Genomic DNA, 23386 nt, shown 5'->3' with positions numbered 1-23386 from the left:
GACACGGCGCCCGGTGAGCATAACCCCGGGCATAAGGAGGGGATTGGTCCATGACTCGAACGCTCGTGGTGGTCGGTCACGGCATGGTCGGGCACCGTCTCGTCCAGGCGCTGAGGGAGAAGGACGCGACCGACCAGTGGCGGGTCGTCGTCTTCGCCGAGGAGAACCGCCCCGCCTACGACCGCGTCGCCCTGTCCTCCTACGTCGACACCTGGGACGCCTCCGCGCTCGCGATGGAGCCGCACGACGACGACCTGGTCGAGCTGAACCTCGGCGAGCAGGTCGTGCACCTCGACCCGGCCGCCCGGGAGGTCCGCACGACCGCCGGCCGCACGCAGCGCTACGACGCGCTGGTGCTGGCCACCGGCTCCGTCCCCTTCGTGCCGCCGGTGCCCGGCCGCGACCTGCCCGGCTGCCACGTCTACCGCACGATCGAGGACCTGGACGCCATCCGCGCCACCGTGGAGGCCTCCAGGTCCGCCGGCCGGCACTCGGGCATGGTGCTCGGCGGCGGCCTGCTCGGCCTGGAGGCCGCCAACGCGCTGCGCGGCATGGGTGTGTCGCCGCACGTGGTCGAGCTGGGTCCCCGCCTGATGCCGCTCCAGGTCGACGAGGGCGGCGCGGGCCTGCTCAAGCGGCTGGTGGAGAAGCTCGACCTGACCGTGCACACCGGCACCTCCGCCTCGTCCATCGAGCGCGACGGCGACCGGCTCATCGCCAAGCTGTCCAACGGCACCGAGCTGGACCTCGACGTCGTGGTGTTCTCCGCGGGCATCCGGCCCCGCGACGAGCTGGCCCGCGCGTCCGGCCTGGCCGTCGGCGAGCGCGGCGGCGTCCTCGTCGACCAGGCGTGCCGCACCTCCGACGAGCACGTCTACGCCATCGGCGAGTGCGCCAACCTCGACGGCGTGGTGTACGGCCTGGTGGCGCCCGGGTACTCCATGGCGGAGGTCGTCGCGGACCGGCTGCTCGGCGGCGGCGCGGCGTTCCCCGGCGCGGACACGTCCACCAAGCTCAAGCTCCTCGGCGTGGACGTGGCCTCGTTCGGCGACGCGCACGCCAAGGAGGAGGGCGCGCTGGAGGTCGTGGTCAACGACGCGGTCGCGGGCACCTACGCCAAGGTCGTGGTGTCCGACGACGCGAAGACCCTCCTCGGCGGCGTCCTCGTCGGCGACGCCTCCAAGTACCCGCTGCTCAGGCCCCTGGTGGGCCGCCCGGTGCCCGGCGACCCGGTGACGCTGATCGGGCCGGCGGGCGGCGTCGAGCTGTCCCTGCCGCACGACGCGCAGGTCTGCTCGTGCCACGCCGTCACCAAGCAGCACGTCGTGGACGCGGTGAACTCCGGCGACGCGGTGGACGTGCCCGGCATCAAGGCTTGCACCAAGGCGGGCACCGGCTGCGGCTCGTGCGTGCCGATGCTGAAGAAGCTGCTGTCCGAGTGCGGCGTCGAGCAGTCCAAGGCGCTGTGCGAGCACTTCGACCAGTCGCGCGCCGAGCTGTTCGAGATCGTCCGGTCCACCGGCGTCGCCACGTTCTCCGAGCTGGTCGCGCGCTTCGGCCGCGGCCGGGGCTGCGACCTGTGCAAGCCCGCCGTCGCCTCGATCCTGGCGTCGCTGGACAACGGCCACGTGCTGGGCCGCGAGCAGGCCGCGCTCCAGGACACCAACGACCACTTCCTGGCCAACATCCAGCGCAACGGCACCTACTCGGTGGTGCCGCGCATCCCCGGCGGCGAGATCACCCCGGAGAAGCTGATCGTCATCGGCGAGGTGGCGCGCGACTTCGGCCTCTACACCAAGATCACCGGCGGGCAGCGCATCGACCTGTTCGGCGCGACCGTCGACCAGCTGCCGCGGATCTGGCAGCGCCTGGTGGACGCCGGGTTCGAGTCCGGCCACGCGTACGGCAAGGCGCTGCGCACGGTGAAGTCCTGCGTGGGCACCACGTGGTGCCGCTACGGCGTGCAGGACTCCGTGGGCCTGGCCATCGCGCTGGAACTGCGCTACCGGGGCCTGCGGTCGCCGCACAAGCTCAAGTCCGCCGTGTCCGGCTGCGCGCGCGAGTGCGCCGAGGCGCGCGGCAAGGACTTCGGCGTCATCGCCACCGAGAACGGCTGGAACCTGTACGTGGGCGGCAACGGCGGCTTCACCCCGCGGCACGCCGACCTGATCGCGTCGGACGTGGACACCGAGACGCTGATCAGGCTCATCGACCGGTTCCTGGCGTTCTACATCCGCACCGCCGACCGGCTCCAGCGCACCTCGACGTGGATCGAGGGCCTGGAGGGCGGCCTCGACCACCTGCGGGCGGTGATCGTGGACGACAGCCTCGGCATCTGCGCCGACCTGGAGGCCGCGATGGCCAAGCACGTCGACGGCTACGCCGACGAGTGGCGCGGCGTGCTGGAGGACCCGGAGAAGCTGGCCCGGTTCACCTCGTTCGTCAACGCGCCGGGCACGCCCGACCCCACCATCTCCTTCCGCGAGGAGCGCGGTCAGAAGGTGCCGGTTCCGCTCGGGGTCCCGGCTCTGCGCGGAGCGAACGACCAGGCGGAGGTTTCCCGATGACACCCGTGTGCGAGTTGAGCGCCCTGCTGCCCGACCGCGGCGTCGCCGCCCTGCTCCCGGACGGGACGCAGGTGGCCGTGTTCCTCACCTCGGCGGGCACGGTGCACGCGCTGGGCAACGTCGACCCGTTCAGCGGCGCGGCCGTGCTGTCGCGCGGCATCGTCGGCGACCGCGGCGGCGTGCCGGTGGTGGTGTCGCCCGTCTACAAGCAGGCGTTCGAGCTGTCCAGCGGCAAGTGCCTGGACGACCCGGCCACCGGTGTGCCCGCGCACCCGGTGGAGGTGGTCGACGGCGTGGTGCTGGTCGGTCCGGCCGACGGGGCCCGGGTGGCCGACGTCGTCCGGGTCGGGTCGGCGTGAACGCCGCTCCGCTGGCCGGGTACACGATCGGCGTCACCGCCGCCCGGCGGGCCGACGAGCTGGGCGCGCTGCTGGAGCGCAAGGGCGCCACCGTGCTGCACGGCCCCGCGATCCGCATCGTGCCGCTGCCCGACGACGCGGAGCTGCTGGCCGCGACCCGGACCGTGGTGGAGGAGCCGGTGGACGTCGCCGTGGCGACCACCGGCATCGGCTTCCGCGGCTGGTTCGAGGCCGCCGAGGGCTGGGGCCTGGCCGCCAGGCTGCTGACGAAGCTGTCCGGCGCGACCGTGCTGGCCCGGGGCCCGAAGGCCAGGGGCGCGGTCCGCGCCGCCGGCCTGGTCGAGGAGTGGTCCCCGGAGGGCGAGAGCAACGCCGAGCTGCTGGACCACCTGCTGCGGTCCGGTGTGGCGGGCAAGCGCATCGCGGTGCAGCTGCACGGCGAGCCGCTGCCCGAGTTCACCACGGCCCTGCGGGACGCGGGCGCGCACGTGATCTCGGTGCCCGTCTACCGGTGGACCGGCCCGCAGGACGCGGCGCCGCTGGAGCGGCTGCTGGAGGCCGTGCTGGCGCGCCAGGTGGACGCGCTCACGTTCACCAGCGCGCCCGCCGCCGCGTCCGTGCTGGGCGCCGCCGAGCAGCTGGGCAGGCTGCCCGAGCTGGTCTCGGCGCTCCAGGGCGACGTCCTGGTGGTCGCGGTGGGCTCGATCACCGCGGCCCCGCTGGTGCGGGCCGGCGTGCCGGTGGTGCAGCCCGCCCGCGCCCGCATCGGCGCGCTGGCCCGCGAGCTGACCCTGGAGCTGCCCGCGCGGGCCACCCGCCTGCGCATCGCCGCCCGCGACGTCGAGCTGCGCGGCCAGGCCGTGGTGGTGGACGGCGAGCTGCGCCCCGTGCCGCCCGCGCCGATGGCCGTGCTGCGCGTGCTGGCGGCCGCCCGCGGCCGGGTGGTCTCGCGCCGCGACCTGCTGGCCGCCCTGCCCGGCGGCGGAGAGGAGCACGCCGTGGAGACCGCCATCGGCCGGCTGCGGACGGCCCTGGGCGAACCGCGCATGGTGACCACCGTGGTCAAGCGCGGCTACCGCCTGGCCATGGACCCCGCGGGGGTGGCCGTATGACCCTCGTCCTGGTCGCCCACGGCACCCGCGACCCCGCTGGCGCCGTGGTGGTGGAGGAGATCGCCTCGCTGGTCCGCGCCCGCCTGGGCGGCGTGCCGGTCCACGTCGCCTACGCCGACGTCCGCCAACCGGACGTGACGTCGGTCCTGTCGTCGGTCACCGGCCCGGCCGTGGTCGTCCCGGCCTTCCTGGCCGCCGGCTACCACGTCCGCGTGGACATCCCGGCCCAGGTGGCGGCTTCCGGCCACCCGGACACCGCGGTCACCGCCCCCATCGGCCCCGCCCTGGTCCCGGCCCTGCTGTCCCGCCTGGCCGAGGCGGGCCGGCGTCCGGGCGACCCGGTGGTCCTGGCCGCCGCCGGCTCCTCCGACCCCCGCGCCCTGGCCGACGTGCGCGCCGTGGCCGACGCCCTGTCCCGCCGGGTGGGCCCCGTCACCATCGGCTACGCCGCCACCGCCACCCCCCGCATCGCCGACGTGGTGGCCCGGGCCCGGGCCGAGACGCGGGGCCGGGTGGCGGTGGCCTCCTGGCTCCTCGCCCCGGGCCTGTTCCACCGCGCGGTGGCCGCCTCGGGCGCGGACGTGGTGGCCGCCCCCATCGGCGCCCACCTGCGCGTGGTGGAAGCGGTCCTCCTGCGCTACTACGAGGCCCGCTGCTTCCAAGGCGCGGCCTGAACGCAGAACACGGCGCCCCCGAACGCAGAACTCGGGGTACCTGACCGCACGACTCGCGACACCCGACCGGACGACACGCCGGTGAAAGCCCTTTCCCCCGCGCGTGTCCTCCGCTCGGACATCACGTGTCCTCCACTCGGTCCCGGCGTGTCGCACGTCCAGAACGCGCGAGTCGTACGTCCAGGTCCACCGTGTCGTACGTCCAGGACCCCCGAGTTCAACGCTCGCGCGGAATAGTTGAGGTTTCAACAAGGTTGACGCGGGTGAGCCGCCCGATCCGGGAGGCCCAGCCGAAGGAGGCAGCCATGCCCGCCGTCACCGCCGACACGCTCACCCTGCCCCGCCTCCCCGAGCTGCCCGCCACCGCCACCGCGTGGCGGCCGGTCCGCGAGGTCGTCCGGGCGCGGGAGTCCCTGGAGGGCGAGGGCTTCAAGGTCCGCCGCCCCTTCCCGGGCGTCGACCTCGCCAACGCCGACCCGTTCCTGCTCCTGGACCACATGGGCGCGGTCGAGTACGGCCCCGGCGAGGCCAAGGGCGCGCCCTGGCACCCGCACCGCGGCTTCGAGACCGTCACCTACATGATCGACGGCGTGCTGGAGCACCGCGACTCCGCGGGCGGCGGCGGCCTGATCACCGACGGCGGCACGCAGTGGATGACCGCGGGCAGCGGCGTCCTGCACTCGGAGCTGCCGCCGCAGGACGTCATCGCCAGGGGCGGCCTGTTCCACGGCGTCCAGCTGTGGGTCAACCTGCCGCGCGCCGAGAAGTGGACCCCGCCGCGCTACCAGGACATCGCCGCCCGCGACACCACCCTGCTGTCCAGCGGCGACGGCGGCGCGCTGGTCCGCGTCATCGCGGGCGACGTGGCCGGCTCCCACGGCCCCGGCGTGACCCGCACCCCGATCACCTACCTGCACGCCACGCTCAGCCCCGGCGCCCGCCTCGACCTGCCGTGGCCGGAGGACTTCACCGCCATGGTCTACGTCCTCTCCGGCCGCGGCGACGTCGGCCACGAGCGCCGCCCGCTCGAAGAGGGCCAACTGGCCGTCTTCGGCCGGGGCAGCGCCCTCACCGCGCACGCCGCCACGTCGCACGCCGCCACCGCGTGGGACGTGCTGGTGCTCGGCGGCCTGCCCCTGAACGAGCCCGTCGCGCGCTACGGCCCGTTCGTGATGAACACGCGCGCGGAGATCATCCAAGCCATCGAGGACTTCCAGGCCGGGCGACTCGGGCGGACCCAGGTCCCCCACGTCACCCCGGCGGACGAGGAGCTGTCATGACCGACGTCGTCGAACTGCTGCGCCGGGGCCGCGGGTTCCTGGCCGCGGGCGACCCCAGCGGCGCCGCCCGCTACCTCGCCGAGGCCGCCGAGCAGGCGCCGCGCGACCGCACCGTGCTCACCGAGCTGGCGCTGGCGCACTTCCGGTCCGCCGCGCTGGGCAAGGCCGAGCGCGTGCTGACCGCGCTGGTCGAGCTGGACCCGGCCGACGGCTACGCCCGCCTGCTGCTCGGCCGCACGCTGAGCCGCCAGAGCCGGCACGCCGAGGCGTTGCCGCACCTCAAGCTGGCGGCCGCGCTGACGCGCGACCCGGAGGTCGAGCAGGAGGTGGCACGCGTCCGGGAGCGCGTCACCACAGCCCCGGAGGCTCCTCCTCGGGCTCCTTGACGGCGTCCTCCCACCGGTACTTGCGCAGGTCGACCTTGCCTTCCCGGTCGACCACGCCCTCCTCGCGCAGCCGCTGCAACTGCTCTTCGGCGATGTGGGGCGCGCAAGTGCCGTTGGCGCGCAGCACCCGGTGCCACGGCAGGTCGTGCCCGTCGCCGTTGAGGACCTGGCCCACCAGCCGCGGCGACGGGGCGCGCGCCAGGTCGGCCACGTCGCCGTAGGTGGCGACCCGCCCGGCCGGGATGGAGCGCACGACCTCCCGCACCGCCTCGTGCAACTGTTCGTCCACGGGAAACAGCATTCCACGGCCTGCCGGTGACGGGCCTGTCGGTGGGCCGTGGTTGCATCTCCTGCCGTGGTGGTCAACAGGGCGCCGTTGCTGGTGCGGCCGGAGCGGCGGGAGGAGCCCCGCCGCGACTGGGACGCGCCCGCGCGGGAGGTGTTCGCGCACCCCGGCGGTCCGCTGCGGGTCCTCGGCGGTCCGGGCACGGGCAAGACGACGCTGCTGGCCGAGGTGGTCGCGGACCGGGTGCGGCGCGGCGGCGCGAACCCCGAGCAGGTGCTGGTGCTGGTGGCCGACCGGCGGGCGGCCGAGGCGATGCGCGCCCACGTCACCCGCCTGCTGGCCGAGCCCGCGGGCGACGGCGCGCTGCCCACCACCCAGGAGCCGCTGGTGCGGACCGTGCACTCGTACGCGTTCGCCGTGCTGCGGGCGCAGGCGGTGCTCAACGGCGAGCCCGCGCCCCGGCTGCTGTCGGCCCCCGAGCACGACGCGGTGCTGCGCGAGCTGCTGGCGGGCGACGTGGGCGCGGGCGCGCCGAAGTGGCCCGCCCGGCTGCGGCCCGCCCTGACCCTGCCCGGTTTCGCCCAGGAGCTGCGCGACCTGCTGCTGCGCGCCACCGAGCGCGGCCTCGCCCCCGAGGACCTGACCGACCTGGGCCGCGAGCACGCCCGCGAGGAGTGGGTCGCCGCCGGCCTGTTCGGCACCCAGTACGAACAGGTGAACCTGCTGGCCAGCAGCGGGCAGGGGCACGCGCCGTCGTACGACGCGGCCGAGCTGGTCGGCAGCGCGCTGCTCGCGTTCGACACCGAGCCCGCGATCCTGGAGGCCGAGCGGCGGCGCGTGCGGCACCTGCTGGTGGACGACGCGCAGCACCTCGACCCGCTCCAGCTGGCGTTCCTGCGCGTGCTGGGCGACACCGCGCACGAGTTCGTCCTGGCCGGCGACCCGGACCAGGCGGTGTTCTCCTTCCGCGGCGCGGACCCGACCCTGCTCGGCCGGGCGGGCGGCCCGGTGGTGGTGCTGCGGCGGGGTCACCGGATGACCCCGGAGGTCCGCGCCGCGGTGGGCAGGCTCGCGTCCCGGCTGCCGGGCGCCTCGCCCGCCCGCGAGGTCGACCCGGTCGACGGCGAGGGGCACGTGCAGGTGCGGCTGTTCGCCTCCGCCGCGCAGGAGGCGAGCTGGGTGGCCGACCAGCTGCGCCGCGCGCACCTGGTGGACGGCGTGCCGTGGTCGGGGATGGCGGTGGTGGCGCGGTCCGCGACGCGGGTGCTGCCGGTGCTCCAGCGCGCCCTGCTGGCGGCGGGCGTGCCGGTGGCCGTGCCGCACGACGAGCTGCCGTTGGCGCAGCAGCCCGCGGTGCGGCCGTTCCTGGCGCTGCTGCGCTGCGCGGCCGTGCCCGGGTCGCTGGACGAGGACACCGCGGCGATGCTGCTGTCCTCGCCCCTGGGCGGCGCGGACCCGCTGGCGCTGCGCAGGCTGCGGCGCGGCCTGCGGCGGCTGGAGCTGGCCGCGGGCGGCGACCGGGCCAGCGGCGAGCTGCTGGTCGAGGTGGTCGAGGACGACGACCGGCTGGCCGCGCTGGAGGACGCCGAGGCGCAGCCCGCGCGGCGGATCGCCGGCCTGCTGCGCCGGGCGCGCGAGGGCATCGCGAACGGGCTGACCGTCGAGCAGGTGCTGTGGGAGCTGTGGCGCTCCACCGGGCTGGAGCAGCGGTGGGTGGCTCAGTCCGCGCGCGGCGGCGTCGGCGGCACGCAGGCCGACCGGGACCTGGACGCGGTCGTCGGCCTGTTCGAGTCCGCCGCCAGGTACGTGGACCGGCTGCCCGGCTCCAGCGCCGACGGGTTCGCCGACTACCTGGAGATGCAGCAGATCGTGGGTGACACCCTGGCGCCGGCCGCGCCCGTCGGCGAGGCGGTGTCGGTGCTCACCGCGCACGCCGCCACCGGTCGCGAGTGGACGGTCGTGGCGGTGCCGGGCGTGCAGGAGGGGAGTTGGCCGGACCTGCGGCTGCGCGGGTCGCTGCTGGGCGTGGAGCGGATGCTCGACGTGGTCGAGGGCGACGCGGACACGGCGGCGGTGCTGTCCTCGATCGCGCCGATCCTGGCCGAGGAACGGCGGCTGCTGCTCGTCGCCGCGAGCCGCGCCCGGAAGTCGCTGCTGGTCAGCGCGGTGCGAGGGGAGGACCTCCAGCCGTCACGGTTCCTCGACGAGATCGAGGAGCTGTCCACCGACGCGCCCGAGCGGGCGGTGTTCACCCCGCAGCGCGGCCTGGTGCTGGCCGAGCTGGTCGGCGAGCTGCGGCGCGTGGTGTGCGACGACGACGAGCCCGACGGGCGCAGGCGGCGCGCGTCGGCCCAGCTGGCGCGGCTGGCCGCGGCGGGCGTGCCGGGCGCGCACCCGGACTCCTGGTACGGCTTGGCGGACGTGACCACGAACGATCCGCTGTGGACGGAGGAGCACACGGTCAGCGTGTCGCCGTCGACGGTGGAGGTGCTGACCAAGTGCCCCCTGCGGTGGGTGGTGGAGCGGCACGGCGGCCAGGACCCGGCCGAGCTGGCGTCCGTCACCGGCACCCTCGTGCACGCCCTGGCGCAGGCCGCCGCGGCCGGCGCGGACGAGAAGGAGCTGCGCGCCAAGCTGGACGAGGCGTGGGCGGCGGTGGACGCGGGCGCGCCCTGGTTCTCCCGGCGCGAGCGGATGCGCGTGGAGCGGATGCTCGACACGTTCCTCGACTGGCTCGCGTCCAGCCGCTCCCAGCTCACCCAGGTCTCGGTGGAGGAGGAGATCTCCGTCGAGGTGCCCCGCAAGGAGGGCGGCCCGTGGCTGCGGGTGCGCGGCCGCGTCGACCGGCTGGAGACCGACCGCGAGGGGCGGCCGGTCGTGATCGACGTGAAGACCGGCCGGAACCCGGTGACGAAGAAGGAGGCCCAGGAGCACCCGCAGCTCGCGGTGTACCAGCTGGCGACCGCGCTCGGCGGGTTCACCCACCTCGGCCTGGGCACCGACCCGGGCGGCGCGCGGCTGCTCTACGTGGCCAAGGAGAACAAGAAGACCGGCGCGGCCGAGCTGGAGCAGTCGCCGCTGGACGAGCAGGGCGTGCGGGTGTGGCTGGAGGCCGTGCAGGTGGCGGCCGGGTCGAGCGTCGGCCCCGGCTACCGGGCGGCGGAGAACGGCGACTGCGACCGCTGCCCGGCCCGCACCTCGTGCCCGATCCACTCCTCCGGGCGGCAGGTTAGCCAATGAGGGCCGCCCTGATCAGGCAATAGTTTGTCGCCCTGCGGGTCGCCGTAGGTAGCGGGGCGTGATGTCGAAGAATGCCCCCTTGTGGTCGTGCCGGGTGGGGTCGAGCGAGCGGGTGAGCCGGAGGCGCTCGCCGGCCCGTTCGAGGTCGCCGAAGCGCTCGGGCTGCCGAAGCCGACGCCGGAGCAGGCCGCCGTGGTCGCCGCGCCGGGCGCGCCCGCCCTGGTCGTGGCCGGCGCGGGCGCGGGCAAGACCGAGACCATGGCCGCCCGCGTCGTCTACCTGGTCGCCAACGGCTTCGTCACGCCCGACCGCGTCCTGGGCCTGACCTTCACCCGCAAGGCCGCCCGCCAGCTGTCCGAGCGCGTCCGGACCCGGCTGCGGCGGCTGGCGGGCTCACCGCTGCTGGACCGGCTCGACCCGAGCGGCGAACGCCGGGCCGCCGTGCTGACCACCGAACCCGTCGTCCTCACCTACCACGCCTACGCGGGCCGGCTCGTCGGCGAGCACGGCCTGCGGCTGCCCGTCGAACCGGGCGTGCGGCTGCTCACCGAGACCGCGGCGTGGCAGCTCGCGCACCGCGTGGTGTCGACGTGGGCGGAGGACATCGAGACCGACAAGGTCCCGGCGACCGTGACCAACTACCTGCTGTCGCTGGCGGGCGAGCTGGGCGAGCACCTCGTGGAGCCCGAGCAGCTGCGCCGGCACGCCGAGCTGCTGTGCCGGGCGATCGAGTCCGCGCCGAGGACCAAGCGGCAGGGCGAGGCGCTGCCGCAGTCGTTGCAGGCCGTGGTCGACGCGCAGCGGCTGCGCGCGAACCTGCTGCCGCTGCTGGAGGCCTACCAGGCGCGCAAGCGGCGCGAAGCGGCGATGGACTTCGCCGACCAGATGTCCCTGGCCGCCCGGCTCGCCCTGGAGCACCCCGAGGTGGCGCAGGGCGAGCGCGAGCGGTACGGCGCGGTCCTGCTCGACGAGTACCAGGACACCGGCCACGCCCAGCGCGTGCTGCTGCGGTCCCTGTTCGGCCGGCACGGGCCCATGCCGGTCACCGCGGTGGGCGACCCGGCGCAGGCCATCTACGGCTGGCGCGGCGCGTCGGCGGCCAACCTGCCCAGGTTCGTGCACGACTTCCCGCCCGCCCGCAAGTACGGGCTGCTCACCAGCTTCCGCAACCCGCCCGAGGTGCTGGCCCTGGCCAACGCGGTGGCCGCGCCGCTGCGCGCGATGGGCCTGGACGTGGAGGAGCTGCGCGCCCGCGACGGGGCCGGGCCCGGCGACGTGCGCGTGGCCCTGTTCGGCGACATCCGCCGTGAGCTGGACTGGCTGGCCGACACCGTGGCCGCGCAGTGGGAGGCCCACCTGGACACCAGCGACGAGCCGCCGACCGCGGCCGTGCTGGTGCGGCGGCGCTCCGACATGACCGCCATCGCGGCGGCGCTGCGGGAGCGCGGCCTGCCGGTGGAGGTCGTCGGCCTGGGCGGCCTGCTGGACGAACCGGAGGTGCGCGACCTGGTCAGCGCCCTGCGCGTGCTCGTGGACCCCCTGGCGGGCACCGCGGCCGCCCGCCTGCTCACCGGGTCCCGGTGGCGCGTCGCGGCGCGCGACCTGGCGGCGCTGTGGGCGCGGGCGCGCGAACTGGCGGGCGCGCCGACGCGGCAGGCCGTCGTGGACGACCCGCTGTCCGTGCTGGCCGACGCCCTGCCCGGCGAGCACGCCGAGCAGGCGGGCCTGGCCGACGCCCTGGACGACCCGGGCGACCCGACCGCGTACTCGGCCGAGGGCTACCGCCGCATCCGCAGGCTCGGCGCCGAGCTGTCCGCGCTGCGCAGGCGCCTGGACCAGCCGCTGCCGGAGCTGGTCGCGGACGTGGAGCGCACGCTGCTGCTGGACATCGAGGCCCTGTCCCGCCCCGGCGGCGTCGGCCGGGCGCACCTGGACGCGTTCGCCGACGTGATCAACGACTTCGCCGCCGCCAGCCCGTCCGCGACGCTGCCCTCGCTGGTCGACTACCTGCACACCGCCGAGCAGGCGGAGGACGGCCTGGAACCGGGCGAGGTGGAGGTGGCCGAGAACCGGGTGCAGGTGCTGACCATGCACTCGGCGAAGGGGCTGGAGTGGCACATCGTGGCCGTCCCGCACGTGGTGAAGGACGTGTTCCCGGGGCGCAAGAAGTCGTCGTCGTGGCTGCGCACGGTGCCGGAGCTGCCCGCGGACCTGCGCGGTGACGCCGAGGACCTGCCCACGCTGCGGCTGGCGCCCCACTACGACCGCAAGGAGGTCGAGGAAGCCCTCGTCAAGCACGAGGACGACTTCGACAACCGGAGGCTCGTGGAGGAGCGCCGGCTGCTGTACGTGGCGCTGACCAGGGCCGAGCACAGCCTGCTGGTGTCGGGTTACTGGTGGGGCGAGACGGGGGACAAGCCGAAGGGCCCCTCGACGTTCCTGACCGAGATCCGCGCGGCGGTGCTGGCGGCGGAGCACCCGCCGGCGGACATCGCCGCCTGGGCGCCGCCGCCGGCGGAGGACGAACCCAACCCGCTGGCGTCGCAGACGAAGACGGCCCAGTGGCCGGCCGACCCCCTGGGCAAGCGCCGCGCGGCGGTGGTGGAGGGGGCGGAGCTGGTGCTGGCGGCCCTGGAACGCCTGCTGGAGGAGCCCGAGCCCGTCGCCGTGCCGGAGACCCCGGTGGTCGCCGTGTCCGGCCACACCGACGACGTCGTGCCACCGGAGGAACCCGCCCCGCTCGACGAGCCCGACCTGGAGGAGTCCGACCTGGAGGAGCCCGCCCGGGGTGGTACCGCTCGGGGTGGCATCGCTCCGGGGGGTGCTGTTTCGGGTAGTGCTGCTCTGGGCGGCGTCGTTCCGGATGGCGTGGCTTCGGGCGGTGCTGCTTCAGGTGGGGCTGCTTCAGGTGGGGCTGCTTCGGTCGGTGCTGCTCCGGGCGAGACGCCGCTGCCCGGCGAGCCCTCGCCGTACGACGACCTGCCCCCCGAACCGCTCGACTTCGAGCCGCCCCCGGACCTCGCGCCGCCGTTCGACCACGCGCCGCCGCCGGACTTCGCGTCCCTACCCGATTTCGAGCCGCCCCCGGGCCTGGTGGACGGGCGGACCAGCCCCGCGGACCAGCCGGCCGACCTGCTCTCCGATTCGCCCTTCGACCTGCCCTCCCACGCCCCGGAGCCGAACGGCCTGGAGCCGGACGCCCCGGAGGACGGCCTCCCGGAGGACGGTCTCCCTGAGGACGACCCCGAGGGCTGGTCCCGCGACGTCGACGTCCTCCTGGCCGAACGCGCCGCGGCGGCCGACCGCCGGGAACGCGTGCTGCTGCCCGACCACCTCACGGTCAGCCAGCTGGTGGAGCTGGCCGCCGACCCGGACCAGCTGGCCCGCCGCCTGCGCCGCCCGCTGCCGTTCCCGCCGAACCCCGTGACCCGCCGCGGCACCGCGTTCCACACGTGGCTGGAGCAGCGGTTCGGCGCGAGCCGCCTGTTCGAGCTGGACGAACTGCCCGGGGCCGCCGACGAGGGCGCCGCGCCCGACACCGACTTCGGACGCCTCCAGGAGGCGTTCCTGTCCAGCACCTGGGCCCGACGCACCCCCTACGACGTGGAGGTGCCGTTCGAGGCCGAGATCGAGGGCATGTCGGTGCGCGGCCGGATGGACGCGGTCTTCGCCGACGAGGACGGCGGCTGGACCGTGGTCGACTGGAAGACCGGCTCGGTGCCCGAGGAAGAGCGCCTGCCGGCGCTGTCCGTGCAGCTGGCGGCCTACCGACTCGCGTGGGCGGCGCTCACCGGCACACCCGTGGAGAAGGTGCGCGCGGCGTTCCACTACGTCCGCCACGACCACACCCTGCGCCCAACCGACCTGCTGGACGCCGAAGGCCTCCGCAACCTGATCCGCTCGGTGCCGAACTAGCCGGCCAATCCGGTCCGGGGCCGGCAGGTCGAAGCGGTCCCGGCCTCACCGACCAGGCTGCTGCCGGCCTCACCGATCGGGCCGTTCCCGGATCCGCCGATCAGGCCACCCCTGAACCTCGCCGACCGGTCCGCCCTGTCGACCAGTCCGCCTCGCCGACCGGTCCGTCCCCTAACCTCGCCGATCGGTCCGCCTCTGGACCTCGTCGACCAGTCCGTCCCGCCGGTCGGGCCACCTCACCGACCGATCCACCTCACCGACCGGCTCAGCCGAGCACCCGCGCGTCCGCGGGCACCTCCTTGAGCACCCGCTCGTACAGCACCTCCAGCAGCCACCGCCCGAACAGCGACGGCCCGAACTCGGTCGACCTGTCCTCCGGCGGCACCACCAGCTCGGCCGCGCCCGACGGGTCCACCGAGACGACCCCGATGCCGTAGTAGTCCAGCTCGATCAGCGGCCACGACTGGCCGCCCTGCGGCGCGGGCAGCACCACCGAGCACGGCGCGAGCGTCATCAGCGTCCCGCACGACTGCAACGCGCGGTCCACCGTCGACTCACCCACCAGGACGCCCACGAGCTCTACCGCGGGCACGGGCAGCTGGTCGTGCGCGGCGGGCTCGAACCACGAGCGGAACCAGGAGGGGTCCGCCTGCGGTGGCCAGCCGTTCGCGCTGCGCCACTCGTGCACGTCGGCGCGAACCCGCACGACGGCCGAGACCTGGTGGCCCAACACGGCGACGTCGGGGACGACGATGCCGCGCCAACCCAACGCCGACGCGGCACGGTGGAGGAGCGGTTGCACTCGGGCATCCTAGAACTGGTTGCGGTTTCAATGACAGACCCATCGGCGCGCTGGGTGGCGACCCGGGCGCTGAGGGTGATCAGGGAGCTGAGCGGCCCACGCGCAACGCCCACAGGACCAGCGGCACCTGGAGCGGCAGCCGCCCGTACGCGATCGCCCTGGCCTTCGGCGATTTCGTGCGGTGGTCGAGGGCCATCTTCACGTTCGCCGGGAACACGGCCGCGAAGAACACCGCCGCCAGCTTCCCGCCCAGCCGGCGCGTGCGCGGCACGGCGACCACCGCGGCCAGCGCCACCTCCGCGACACCGGAGGCGTAAGTCCAGGTCCGCGGCTTGCCCGGGAGCGAGCGCGGCACGATCGAGTCGTACGGGCGCGGCTTGGCGAAGTGCGTGACGCCTGCCACGCCGAGCAGCCCCGCCAGCGCCGGCCCCGACCACGACCGGGAACGAGTGGGTTCCATGAGCCCACCCTGTCACGTCGGCCCGCGAACGGCGCTCCCGGGGTTATCCTCCCGCAACGTGAGCGGTGATCCCGAAAAACCGGAACATCCCGAGCGGGCGGCCGTGGCCGCGTCCGCCGCCGACTTCCTGGCCGGGCTGCGCGAGTGGCTGGCCATCCCGTCCATCGGCGCCGACCCGGCGCACCACGGCGACGTGCTCGCCTCCGCCCGCTGGCTCGCGGACGCGCTGCGCCGCGACGGCTGGCCCGAAGTCCAGGTCTGGGACTCGGGGCCCGCGCTGCCCGCCGTGTACGCCTGCTGGCCCGCCGCCGACCCCGCGGCGCCGACCGTGCTGGTCTACGGTCACCACGACGTGCAGCCGGTCGACCCGGTCGAGCGGTGGCGCCACCCGCCGTTCGAGCCGACCGTCGTCGGCGAGGAGCTGTTCGCGCGCGGCGCGAGCGACGACAAGGGGCAGGTCGCGATGCACCTGCTCGGCGTCCGGGCCCACCTCGCCGCGACCGGCGCCACCCGGCCCGCGGTGACGCTCAAGCTGTTCGTCGAGGGCGAGGAGGAGTCCGGCTCGCCCCACCTGACCCGGCTGCTCGACGACCACCGCGACGACCTCGCGTGCGACCTGGTGGTGTTCACCGACACCCCGCTGTACGCGCGGGACGCGCCCACGATCTGCACCGGCCAGCGCGGCGTCTACGGCGCGGAGGTCGTGTTCACCGGCGGCGAGTCCGACGTGCACTCCGGCCGCGCGGGCGGCAGCGTGCCCAACCCGGCCACCGCGATCGCCAAGCTCGTCGCCGCCCTCCACGACGACACCGGGCGCGTCCGGCTGCGCGACTTCTACGCCGACGTGGTGGAGCCCACCGAGACCGAGCGCGCCGACTACGCCGCGCTGCCGTTCGACGAGGCCGTGTGGCTCGCCAACGCGGGCGGCGCGCAGGCCCTGTCCGGCGAACCCGGCTGGTCCACCCTGGAGCGGGTGTGGGTGCGGCCGACCGCCGAGGTCAACGGCATCAACGGCGGCTACACCGGCCCCGGCCTGAAGACGATCGTGCCCGCCGAGGCGTCGGTGAAGCTGTCGTTCCGGCTCGTGCCCGACCAGCGGCCCGAGCGGGTCGCCGACGCGCTGCGCGAGTTCGTGCGGGCCCACACCCCGCCCGGCCTGCGCTCCGAGGTGATCCCGGCCGGCGACGGCGCCCCGCCCTACGCGGTGGACGTGGCGCACCCGGCGGTCGGCGCGGTGCGGGACGCCGTGGAGGCCGCGTTCGAGCAGCCCGTGAGATTCAGTCGAACGGGTGGCTCAGGCCCGGCGGCGCTGCTGCACGGTTGGCTGGGCGTGCCGGTCGTGTACCTGGGGGCGACGTTGCCGGATGATCGCATCCACGCGCCGAACGAGCGCGTCGTCGTGCCCCAGCTGCTCCGCGGCGCCGAAGCCGCGGCCAGGCTGTGGCGGCTACTCCCGGAGAGGTTGTCATGATCCGCCGCTCCCACCACGGCGAGCCGCTGGCCGAACGACCGGGCCACTCGCTCGTCGGCGTGATCAGGATGCCGGACTCGTCGCAGAGCCCGGTCCGCGCGATCGTCAAGCGGGTCATCGGCGCCACCACCGCGCTCACGGCGGCGGTCCTGATCGTCTACCTCGGCCGGGACGGCTACCGGGACGTCAACGAGGACGGCCTGTCCCTGCTGGACGCCGTGTACTACGCGACGGTGTCGCTGTCCACGACCGGCTACGGCGACATCACCCCCGTCAGCTCCCACGCCCGCCTGATCAACGTCCTGGTGATCACGCCCCTGCGGGTGCTGTTCCTGATCGTGCTGGTCGGCACGACCCTAGAAGTGCTCACCGAGCGTTCGCGCCAGGCGTTGCGCATCCAGAAGTGGAGGACCAAGGTGCGAGACCACGTAGTGGTCATCGGCTACGGGACGAAGGGCAGGTCCGCGGTGAGCGCCCTCATGGGCGACGGCATGGAACCCGGCCAGATCGTCATCGTGGACACCTCCCAGGAAGCCCTCGACGCCGCGTCGGCCATCGGCCTCGTCACCGTCCACGGCTCGGGCACCAGCAACGACGTGCTGCGAGTGGCGGGCGTGCCCAGGGCCAGGGCCGTGGTGGTGGCCGCCAACCGCGACGACACCGCCGTCCTGGTCACCCTCACCGCCCGCGAGCTGGCGCCGAAGGCCCAGGTGGTCGCCTCGGTGCGCGAACGCGAGAACGAACACCTCCTGCGCCAGTCCGGAGCCGACTCGGTGGTCGTCTCCAGCGAGACGGCGGGCCGCCTCCTGGGCATGGCGACGGCGACCCCGTCGGTGGTCGACATGGTCGAGGACCTGCTGACCCCGGACGCGGGCCTGGCGATCGCCGAGCGGGACGTCGAACCCTCCGAAGTCGGCGGCTCGCCCCGACACCTCCCGGACATCGTGCTGGGCGTGGTGCGCGAAGGCACCCTCTACCGGATCGACGCACCCGAAGCGGACGCGGTGGAAGCAGGCGACCGCCTCCTCTACGTCAAGAAGGTCACCATGCCGAAGGAGTAGGTGCCGAAGGAAGTAGGTCGGGAAGAGCCAGCCGGGGGAGCGGGTCGGGGGAGCGAGTCGGGGAGCGGCAAGGGGCAGGTGGAACCAGATCCACCAAACACCTGCCACCGCCATACCAACCACACCCCCGCCAGCACCGTCACTCCGCAAGCGGCAACCGCACCACAAACGCCGCCCCACGCCCAACCCACGCCCCCGACCCAGAGCCAACGCCACCCAAAGCACCCGGATCGACACCGCCCAAGCCGTCGGCCCTGTCGGAGCCGGCACTCCCGGAGCTGGCACCGTCCAAGTCGCCGGCACTGCCCGAGCCGGCACCGTCCAAGTCGCCGGCACTGCCCGAGCCGGCACTGCCCGAGCCGGCACTGCCCGAGCCGGCACTGCCCGAGCCGGCACTGCGCGGTCCTCTGCCACCGGCCATCCCGCCATCGGCCATCCCACTACCCGCCATCCCCTGGCCAGGCATCCCGTCATCAGTCATCCCACGCCCGGCCATCCGGTTGCCGGTTGTGCCCTTGGCCGCGTCCACCACCCCTTCCATCCTCAGCGTCGGCTCATCGACGTCGTCCCGCATCAAAGCGTTGACCTGATCGGCATCCGTGCAGGTCAGCTCTCCTCCGTGGGCTCGCGCCACACCACGTGCGATGGCCAGCCCGAGCCCCGAGCCACCTGACCGCCGGTCACGCGCTTCATCCAGCCGGACCAGCCGGTCGAAGATGCGTTCCCGGTCGCCGGGTGGCACCCCGGGCCCGTTGTCGGACACCACGAGGAGCGCGAAGCCACCCGCCGACGACACGGACAGCCTCACCCGTCCCGAGAGGCCGGTGGCCTGCCGGGCGTTGTCGGCGAGGTTCGCCAGCACCTGCGCCAACCGCTGCGGGTCGACGGAGACGACCGCCGACACGCCCTCGACCTCGATGTCGAAGTCGGGTGCGAGCAATCGCGTCCGCCCCACCTCGGCCTCGGCCAGCGCCAGCAGGTCCACGTGTTCCTGGTGCAGTTCGAGCCCGACGTCGATCCTGGCCAGCGCGAGCAGGTCGTCCACGAGTCGCCCGGCCCGCCGCGACTCCCGCACCAGCAGCAGGTTCAACCGCTCCCGCTCCTCGGCGTCCGAGGTCTGCATCAGCGCCTCGGCCACCGCCTGCACACCCGCGATGGGTGTCCGCAGCTCGTGTGCCGCATCGGCCACGAACCTCTTGGTCCTCTCCTCCGATCCCTCCAGCGAATCCAGCATGTCGTCGAACGCGACCGCCGTCCGGCCGAGCTCGTTGTTCGTCGACGAAGGGTTGAGCCGGTACCCGCGCTTGCCCTTGGCGATCGAGCGGGCCAGCGTGGTCATCGCGTCCAACGGCGCCAACGCCCGCCCCACCGCCCACACCAGCGCCGCCGCCGTCACCGCCAGCGCACCGAACCCGACCAGCAACAACAACCGTCGCAGCCGCACCTGCGCGGCGGTGATCACCGACGACTCGGTGTAGAGCGTGATCGTCGACCCGTCCGCCAGCTGCCGATCGACGTGGTTGACCACCCCCTCCGAAGGCGCTTTCCCGAACACCGCCCCGCCCGGCATGACCAGCCGGACCTCCACGCCCCGATCCTCCAGCCGGTTGACCAGGTCCGCCCCGCGCACGTGCTGCTCGACCAGTTGCCGCGCCACCCGCGCCTTCTCCAGCAACGCGGTCTCGACGTCCCGCCTGGACTGGGCCTCGAACAGCCCGTCCACCAGCAGCACGACCCCGAGCAGCACCACCCCGAGCACGCCGATCGCGTACAGCGTGACCCGACGTCGCAGCGAGACGGTCCGCAGGCTCACGTCTCGTCGGCCCTGAGCACGTAGCCCAGTCCTCGCACGGTGTGCAGCAGACGCGGCCCGTGCTCCTCCAGCTTCCGGCGCAGGGCACTGACGTGCACCTCCACCAGGTTGGGGTCGTAGTCCTCGTAACCCCACACCGCCGTGAGGATCTGGGTCTTGCCCACCACTCGCCCGCGCTGCGCCGCCAGGTACCTCAGCAGCCGCAGCTCGGTGGCGGTCAGCTCGACCGGCATGCTCCCTCGGAGCACCACCGCCGAGTCCGCGTCGACCACGAGGTCGCCGATCTGCACGGTGGACGGCGTGCGCCCCAGCCGCCGCAGCACCGCGCTGACCCGCGCGACCAGTTCGGCCAGCACGAACGGCTTCACCACGTAGTCGTCCGCGCCCCGGTCCAACCCTCGCAGTCGATCGGACACGCCGTCCCGGGCGGTCAACATCACCACCCCGGCCCCGCTGGTCCGCCGGATCACCTCCAGCAACGTGAAGCCGTCCCGACCGGGCAGCATCACGTCGAGCACCACCAGGTCCGGGCGGAACCGGTTCAGCTCGCCTTCCAGGTCCCGGCCGTCCGGCCGGACCTGTACTTGGTAACCCGCGTCCCGGAGGGCGGAACTCACCGCCGCACCGATCGCTTCCGCGTCCTCGATCACCAGCACTCTGGCAGCAGTCGACACCTCCTCATTCTGCGACGCCCCGGCCGCGATTCCGTGTCGCTTCGACCTCGGGACCGCCACGGGTCGAATCCGACGACCATTCATTTCTTCCGCGGAGTTCGATGGGAGAGTCCGACGAATCTCGGCGAACTCGCGCTCGGTGGACTGTGCGCTCGTAGTAGGCCAAGGACGGCCACGGTCAGCCGGAACCGCGCGTCCACGGCCGTCGCAGGCCCGCCAGGCCACCCGCTCACCGCCGCCGTGGCCTGGCGAACCAAGGGCTCACGGTGAACCGGCACCTCCGAGCCCGCGCCGGACCCGCTCCGAGAGCCGGTGTGCCCAGGCCCGCTGCACTCGGGCCGGCCGCACTCAGGTCAGCTGTCCTCAGGCCGGCTGCACTAAGCCCGGCCGTGCCCAGGCCGGCTGTGTTCGGGCCAACTGTGCTCGGGCCAACTGTGCTCGGGCCGGGGACCCGTCACCCGACGACCGCGATCGATCAGGCCACCACCGCCCGCGACCGTGGCCGGCGTGCGATGAGGCTCTTCGACCCGGTGGCCCGCTCAGGACCGGGGGATCGGCAGGTGTTCCTCGGGGTCGATGCCCACCTCCTGTAGGGGTTCCCGCCTGTTCGATGATTTCCGGTGTTTTGTTCATGGGTTGATTTTCGAACGGGTGTTCGACGATTGGCAAGATCACTATCGGGTGACTTGAAGAGGTCCGGAACACCCGTCGGCCCCCACGACAACCGCCCCTCCCGTCTGCGACCATCCACGCTGTGGCAGTTCCGCGAAGCCCGGTGAGATGGGTGTTGGTCCTGCTGGTCGCGGGACTGGTGGGCATCGCGACGGTGGTCGCCCTGTGGTGGCCGAACGCCTCGGCCGAGAAGACCCGCCTGGCCTCCGCCACGGTCGTCGAACCGGCCTCCTGCGGCGTCGTGGACGCCTACGACCGCGTCGAGGTCGAGATCGGAGACGAGGTGCGCACCGCCAAGCTCGACGGCTGCGGCCACCAGGAGGACGAGGTCGTCGAGGTGGTCCTCCCCGCCGACACCAACGGCGAGTTCACCGTCCAGGCGGCCGCCAGCGCCCCCGCCGGCCCGCCGCTGGAAACCAGGCTGGCCGCGACGCTCCTGTGCCTGAGCGGTCTCGCCGGAGGCCTGTACGCCTACCTGCTGACCAGGCGTTCTCAGCCGACGGCCGCCGTCGGCGCGGCATAGGTGTTGCACGCTGTCGTCGTGCCCGCGTCGAACCCGTTCGAGGCCCATTCGGCCTGGTTCTCGGGGTTGCCGTGCGCGTTCTCCTCCGGCGGTTCCTCCACCGCGTACTGGAAGTCCTCCGCCGCTTCGGTGGCCAGCGCCGGTCCGATCGACCCGGACGCCGCCGACAGGAACATCCCGGCGAAGCAGTTCGCCTGGAGCTCGATCCGCCGCGACATCTCCAGGCCCGCCGGCGTCCGCTCGCCCGCGGCCACGATCTTGCTGTCCGCCGCGCGCAGCATCCCGCTCAACGCCTGCACGTGGTGCCCGTACTCGTGCGCCAACGTCGCCAGGTGCGACCCGGCGCGCTCACCGCCGCCGTTGTCGCGCAGCCGCCGGGTGGGCATGTAGATGGTCCGGTTGCGGCCGCAGTAGTAGGCCACCGCCTCGCTCTCCGCGGGCGCCGAGCCGCACGGCCCCTCGGCCAACTCCGGGGACGTGTCCAGCGCGGGCGCCGAGAACGGCAGGTTCGCCTGCTCCAGCACGGGCCGCCACGCCTGGTCGAGGCACGCCGTGCCGGCCTTGTAGTACGCCGACAGCTGGGTGTCCGACAGCCCGAACCCCGGCAACGCGCACGCCACCGCGGGCAGCTTCGTGGGCGTGACCAGCAGCGGGTGGTCGGCGAGCCGGTGCACGGCCCGCGGTCGCGGCTCCTCCGTGCCCCTCGCGGGATCCGGGGCGAAGTCCGGCGCGGCCACCGGCCGCCCGCCGATCCGCCGGGACGACTCCAGTTGGGTCACCGCACCGAGGCCCGCCACGCAGGACACGATCAGCGCGAACACACCGATGAGCGCGATCGGGTTGTTCCTGGGCTGCTCGGGTGTGCGCACGGTCCTCCAGTCGGGTCAGCTGACTTCCGCCGCGCCGGCCACCCAAGTGTTGCACGCGCTCGTGTTGTTGTTCTTGAACCCGTGGTTCACCCAGGCGGCGTTCCGCTCGGGCGCGCCGTGGTCCCGGTTGGGGTAGATGGGGTAGTCGCCGCGGTTGCCCGCGTCGGTCAGCGCGACCGAGATGACGTCGCCGGGTATCGCGCCGTGCGACAGCGGCGCCAGGGTCATCCCGCCGAAGCAGGTCGCCTGGAGCTCCTTGCGCCGGTTCAGCTCCAGGCCGACCGGGGTGTCCCAGCCGCCCTGCTCGTACTGGGCCTCGCCGGAGGCGCGCAGGATGCCGGACAGCCACTGGACGTGGTGGCCGTACTCGTGGGCGAGCTGGCCCAGGTACTTGCCGGGGTGGTTGGGGTTGGCCGAGCCCTGCTCGTTGGCGTAGTGGTTGGGCGTCCAGTAGATGGTGCCGTCGCAGTACATGGCGGTGCGGTCGGGTCCCATCGAGCCGCACGTGTTGGTGATCTGCGAGGTCACCATGACCAGCTCGACCGGCTGGTAGGGCAGGTTGGCCTTGGTGAACGACGGCTTCCACATCGCCTCGACGCACGGCAGCGCGGCGCGCAGGAACTGGTCCTGCCCCGCGGGCGAGTAGTCCATCGCGGGCAGCGGGCAGCCGTCGATGTCGAACGCGCCGAGGTCCGCCGAGTGGATGGGGTTGTCGCCCAGCGCGATGACGGCTTTCGGGCCGGTCTTCGGCGTGCTGGTCGACGGGCTCGTGGTGTTGTCGGCGGCTGTTGTCGTGGTGGTGGTCGTGGTCGTGGGTTCAGGCGAATAGGTGTAACTCGAATACCCGGAGTAACCGGAGTCGCCGGCCTGGTTGGAGTCCCGGGTCGCCGCGATGATCCCGATGGTCGCGATGCCCAGCACCACGAAGCCGATCAGCAGCACCGCCACCAGCGGGCCCTTGCTCTTGCGGCGCGGCATCGGCGGGTAGGGCATCGGCGGCGGGCCCCACCCCGGCGGCGGCCCGGGTGGCGGCCCCCAGTTCAGGGGCGGTGGCTGCGGTGCGGCCATCGGCGGTCCGGCGTTCGGTCCGGGCCAGGGCGGCGGACCGGCCGACTGGGGTCCTCCTTGCTGGGGTCCTGCCTGCTGCGGTCCGCCCTGGTAGGGCCCCAGTGGCGGGGGACCGCCGGGCTGTGGACCCTGGGGCGGTCCGGCCGGCGGCGGG

At 74.0% G+C, this 23386-nt stretch carries 18 protein-coding genes; 11 read left to right on the top strand and 7 right to left on the bottom strand.

Annotation, left to right across the window (positions count from 1 at the left end; all coding sequences use genetic code 11):
* Nucleotides 1-50 precede the first annotated feature (50 nt).
* From nirB to ABD223_RS34610, 6 genes are all read left to right on the top strand, one after another.
* The gene (gene nirB, locus ABD223_RS34635) at nucleotides 51-2567 is read left to right on the top strand and encodes a nitrite reductase large subunit NirB (RefSeq protein ID WP_344040954.1); all 2517 of its coding nucleotides are present in this window, start codon (nucleotides 51-53) and stop codon (nucleotides 2565-2567) included.
* On the top strand, nucleotides 2564-2926 hold the full coding sequence (nirD, locus tag ABD223_RS34630; RefSeq protein ID WP_344040953.1) for a nitrite reductase small subunit NirD: 363 nt from the start codon (nucleotides 2564-2566) through the stop codon (nucleotides 2924-2926). Before nirB ends, nirD begins: the two co-directional genes overlap by 4 nt.
* Nucleotides 2923-4038 carry a uroporphyrinogen-III synthase gene (locus ABD223_RS34625; RefSeq protein WP_344040952.1) on the top strand — a complete coding sequence of 372 codons (1116 nt, stop codon included), beginning with the start codon at nucleotides 2923-2925 and terminating at the stop codon, nucleotides 4036-4038. The genes nirD and ABD223_RS34625 overlap by 4 nt, the downstream gene beginning before the upstream one ends.
* A complete protein-coding gene (locus ABD223_RS34620) occupies nucleotides 4035-4712 on the top strand; it encodes a sirohydrochlorin chelatase (protein WP_344040951.1) in 678 nt (225 codons plus the stop codon). Before ABD223_RS34625 ends, ABD223_RS34620 begins: the two co-directional genes overlap by 4 nt.
* Nucleotides 4713-4975: 263 nt before the next feature.
* The gene (locus ABD223_RS34615; protein ID WP_344040950.1) at nucleotides 4976-5992 is read left to right on the top strand and encodes a pirin family protein; all 1017 of its coding nucleotides are present in this window, start codon (nucleotides 4976-4978) and stop codon (nucleotides 5990-5992) included.
* Nucleotides 5989-6378 (top strand): tetratricopeptide repeat protein, encoded by a 390-nt coding sequence (locus tag ABD223_RS34610; protein ID WP_344040949.1) that lies wholly within the window; start codon nucleotides 5989-5991, stop codon nucleotides 6376-6378. The genes ABD223_RS34615 and ABD223_RS34610 overlap by 4 nt, the downstream gene beginning before the upstream one ends.
* On the opposite strand, the gene ABD223_RS34605 is transcribed toward ABD223_RS34610, so the two are convergent.
* Nucleotides 6341-6667, bottom strand: coding sequence for an MGMT family protein (locus tag ABD223_RS34605; protein WP_344040948.1), 327 nt, complete (start codon nucleotides 6665-6667; stop codon nucleotides 6341-6343). The two genes, ABD223_RS34610 and ABD223_RS34605, sit on opposite strands and share 38 nt — an antisense overlap.
* 66 nt (nucleotides 6668-6733) lie before the next feature.
* Between ABD223_RS34605 and ABD223_RS34600 the strand changes: the two genes are divergently transcribed.
* Together ABD223_RS34600 and ABD223_RS34595 are read left to right on the top strand one after the other, a co-directional pair.
* Entirely contained in the window at nucleotides 6734-9904 is a 3171-nt protein-coding gene (locus tag ABD223_RS34600; protein WP_380646544.1) for an ATP-dependent helicase, read from the top strand.
* 87 nt (nucleotides 9905-9991) lie between these two features.
* Entirely contained in the window at nucleotides 9992-13819 is a 3828-nt protein-coding gene (locus ABD223_RS34595; protein ID WP_344040947.1) for an ATP-dependent helicase, read from the top strand.
* A gap of 265 nt (nucleotides 13820-14084) precedes the next feature.
* Here ABD223_RS34595 and ABD223_RS34590 read toward each other — a convergent pair whose 3' ends face one another.
* Nucleotides 14085-14621 carry a hypothetical protein gene (locus tag ABD223_RS34590; RefSeq protein ID WP_344040946.1) on the bottom strand — a complete coding sequence of 179 codons (537 nt, stop codon included), beginning with the start codon at nucleotides 14619-14621 and terminating at the stop codon, nucleotides 14085-14087.
* A gap of 79 nt (nucleotides 14622-14700) precedes the next feature.
* Nucleotides 14701-15081 (bottom strand): DoxX family protein, encoded by a 381-nt coding sequence (locus ABD223_RS34585; protein WP_344040945.1) that lies wholly within the window; start codon nucleotides 15079-15081, stop codon nucleotides 14701-14703.
* Nucleotides 15082-15139: 58 nt separating this feature from the next.
* Here ABD223_RS34585 and ABD223_RS34580 point away from each other — a divergent pair, with 58 nt between their 5' ends.
* Both ABD223_RS34580 and ABD223_RS34575 read left to right on the top strand, forming a co-directional pair.
* Entirely contained in the window at nucleotides 15140-16552 is a 1413-nt protein-coding gene (locus ABD223_RS34580; RefSeq protein WP_344040944.1) for a M20/M25/M40 family metallo-hydrolase, read from the top strand.
* The gene (locus tag ABD223_RS34575) at nucleotides 16549-17613 is read left to right on the top strand and encodes a potassium channel family protein (protein WP_344040943.1); all 1065 of its coding nucleotides are present in this window, start codon (nucleotides 16549-16551) and stop codon (nucleotides 17611-17613) included. The genes ABD223_RS34580 and ABD223_RS34575 overlap by 4 nt, the downstream gene beginning before the upstream one ends.
* 139 nt (nucleotides 17614-17752) lie before the next feature.
* Here the strand turns inward: ABD223_RS34575 and ABD223_RS34570 are convergent, their stop codons facing one another.
* Both ABD223_RS34570 and ABD223_RS34565 read right to left on the bottom strand, forming a co-directional pair.
* Entirely contained in the window at nucleotides 17753-19426 is a 1674-nt protein-coding gene (locus ABD223_RS34570) for a sensor histidine kinase (protein ID WP_344040942.1), read from the bottom strand.
* Entirely contained in the window at nucleotides 19423-20100 is a 678-nt protein-coding gene (locus ABD223_RS34565; RefSeq protein WP_344040941.1) for a response regulator transcription factor, read from the bottom strand. Before ABD223_RS34565 ends, ABD223_RS34570 begins: the two co-directional genes overlap by 4 nt.
* A gap of 784 nt (nucleotides 20101-20884) precedes the next feature.
* On the opposite strand from ABD223_RS34565, the gene ABD223_RS34560 reads away from it, so the two are divergent.
* Nucleotides 20885-21295: a hypothetical protein gene (locus ABD223_RS34560; RefSeq protein ID WP_344040940.1), complete on the top strand. Its 411-nt coding sequence runs from the start codon at nucleotides 20885-20887 to the stop codon at nucleotides 21293-21295.
* Here ABD223_RS34560 and ABD223_RS34555 read toward each other — a convergent pair.
* Both ABD223_RS34555 and ABD223_RS34550 read right to left on the bottom strand, forming a co-directional pair.
* Nucleotides 21265-22164 (bottom strand): neutral zinc metallopeptidase, encoded by a 900-nt coding sequence (locus ABD223_RS34555; RefSeq protein WP_344040939.1) that lies wholly within the window; start codon nucleotides 22162-22164, stop codon nucleotides 21265-21267. The genes ABD223_RS34560 and ABD223_RS34555 overlap by 31 nt on opposite strands.
* A gap of 15 nt (nucleotides 22165-22179) precedes the next feature.
* On the bottom strand, nucleotides 22180-23157 hold the full coding sequence (locus tag ABD223_RS34550; RefSeq protein ID WP_344040938.1) for a neutral zinc metallopeptidase: 978 nt from the start codon (nucleotides 23155-23157) through the stop codon (nucleotides 22180-22182).
* Nucleotides 23158-23386: the final 229 nt, after the last annotated feature.

This window comes from Saccharothrix xinjiangensis, assembly GCF_039527585.1.
GTDB classification, from domain to species: Bacteria; Actinomycetota; Actinomycetes; order Mycobacteriales; family Pseudonocardiaceae; genus Actinosynnema; species Actinosynnema xinjiangensis.
Note: the sequence above shows the minus strand (reverse complement) of the source record. Positions and strands in the feature narration are given on the sequence as shown.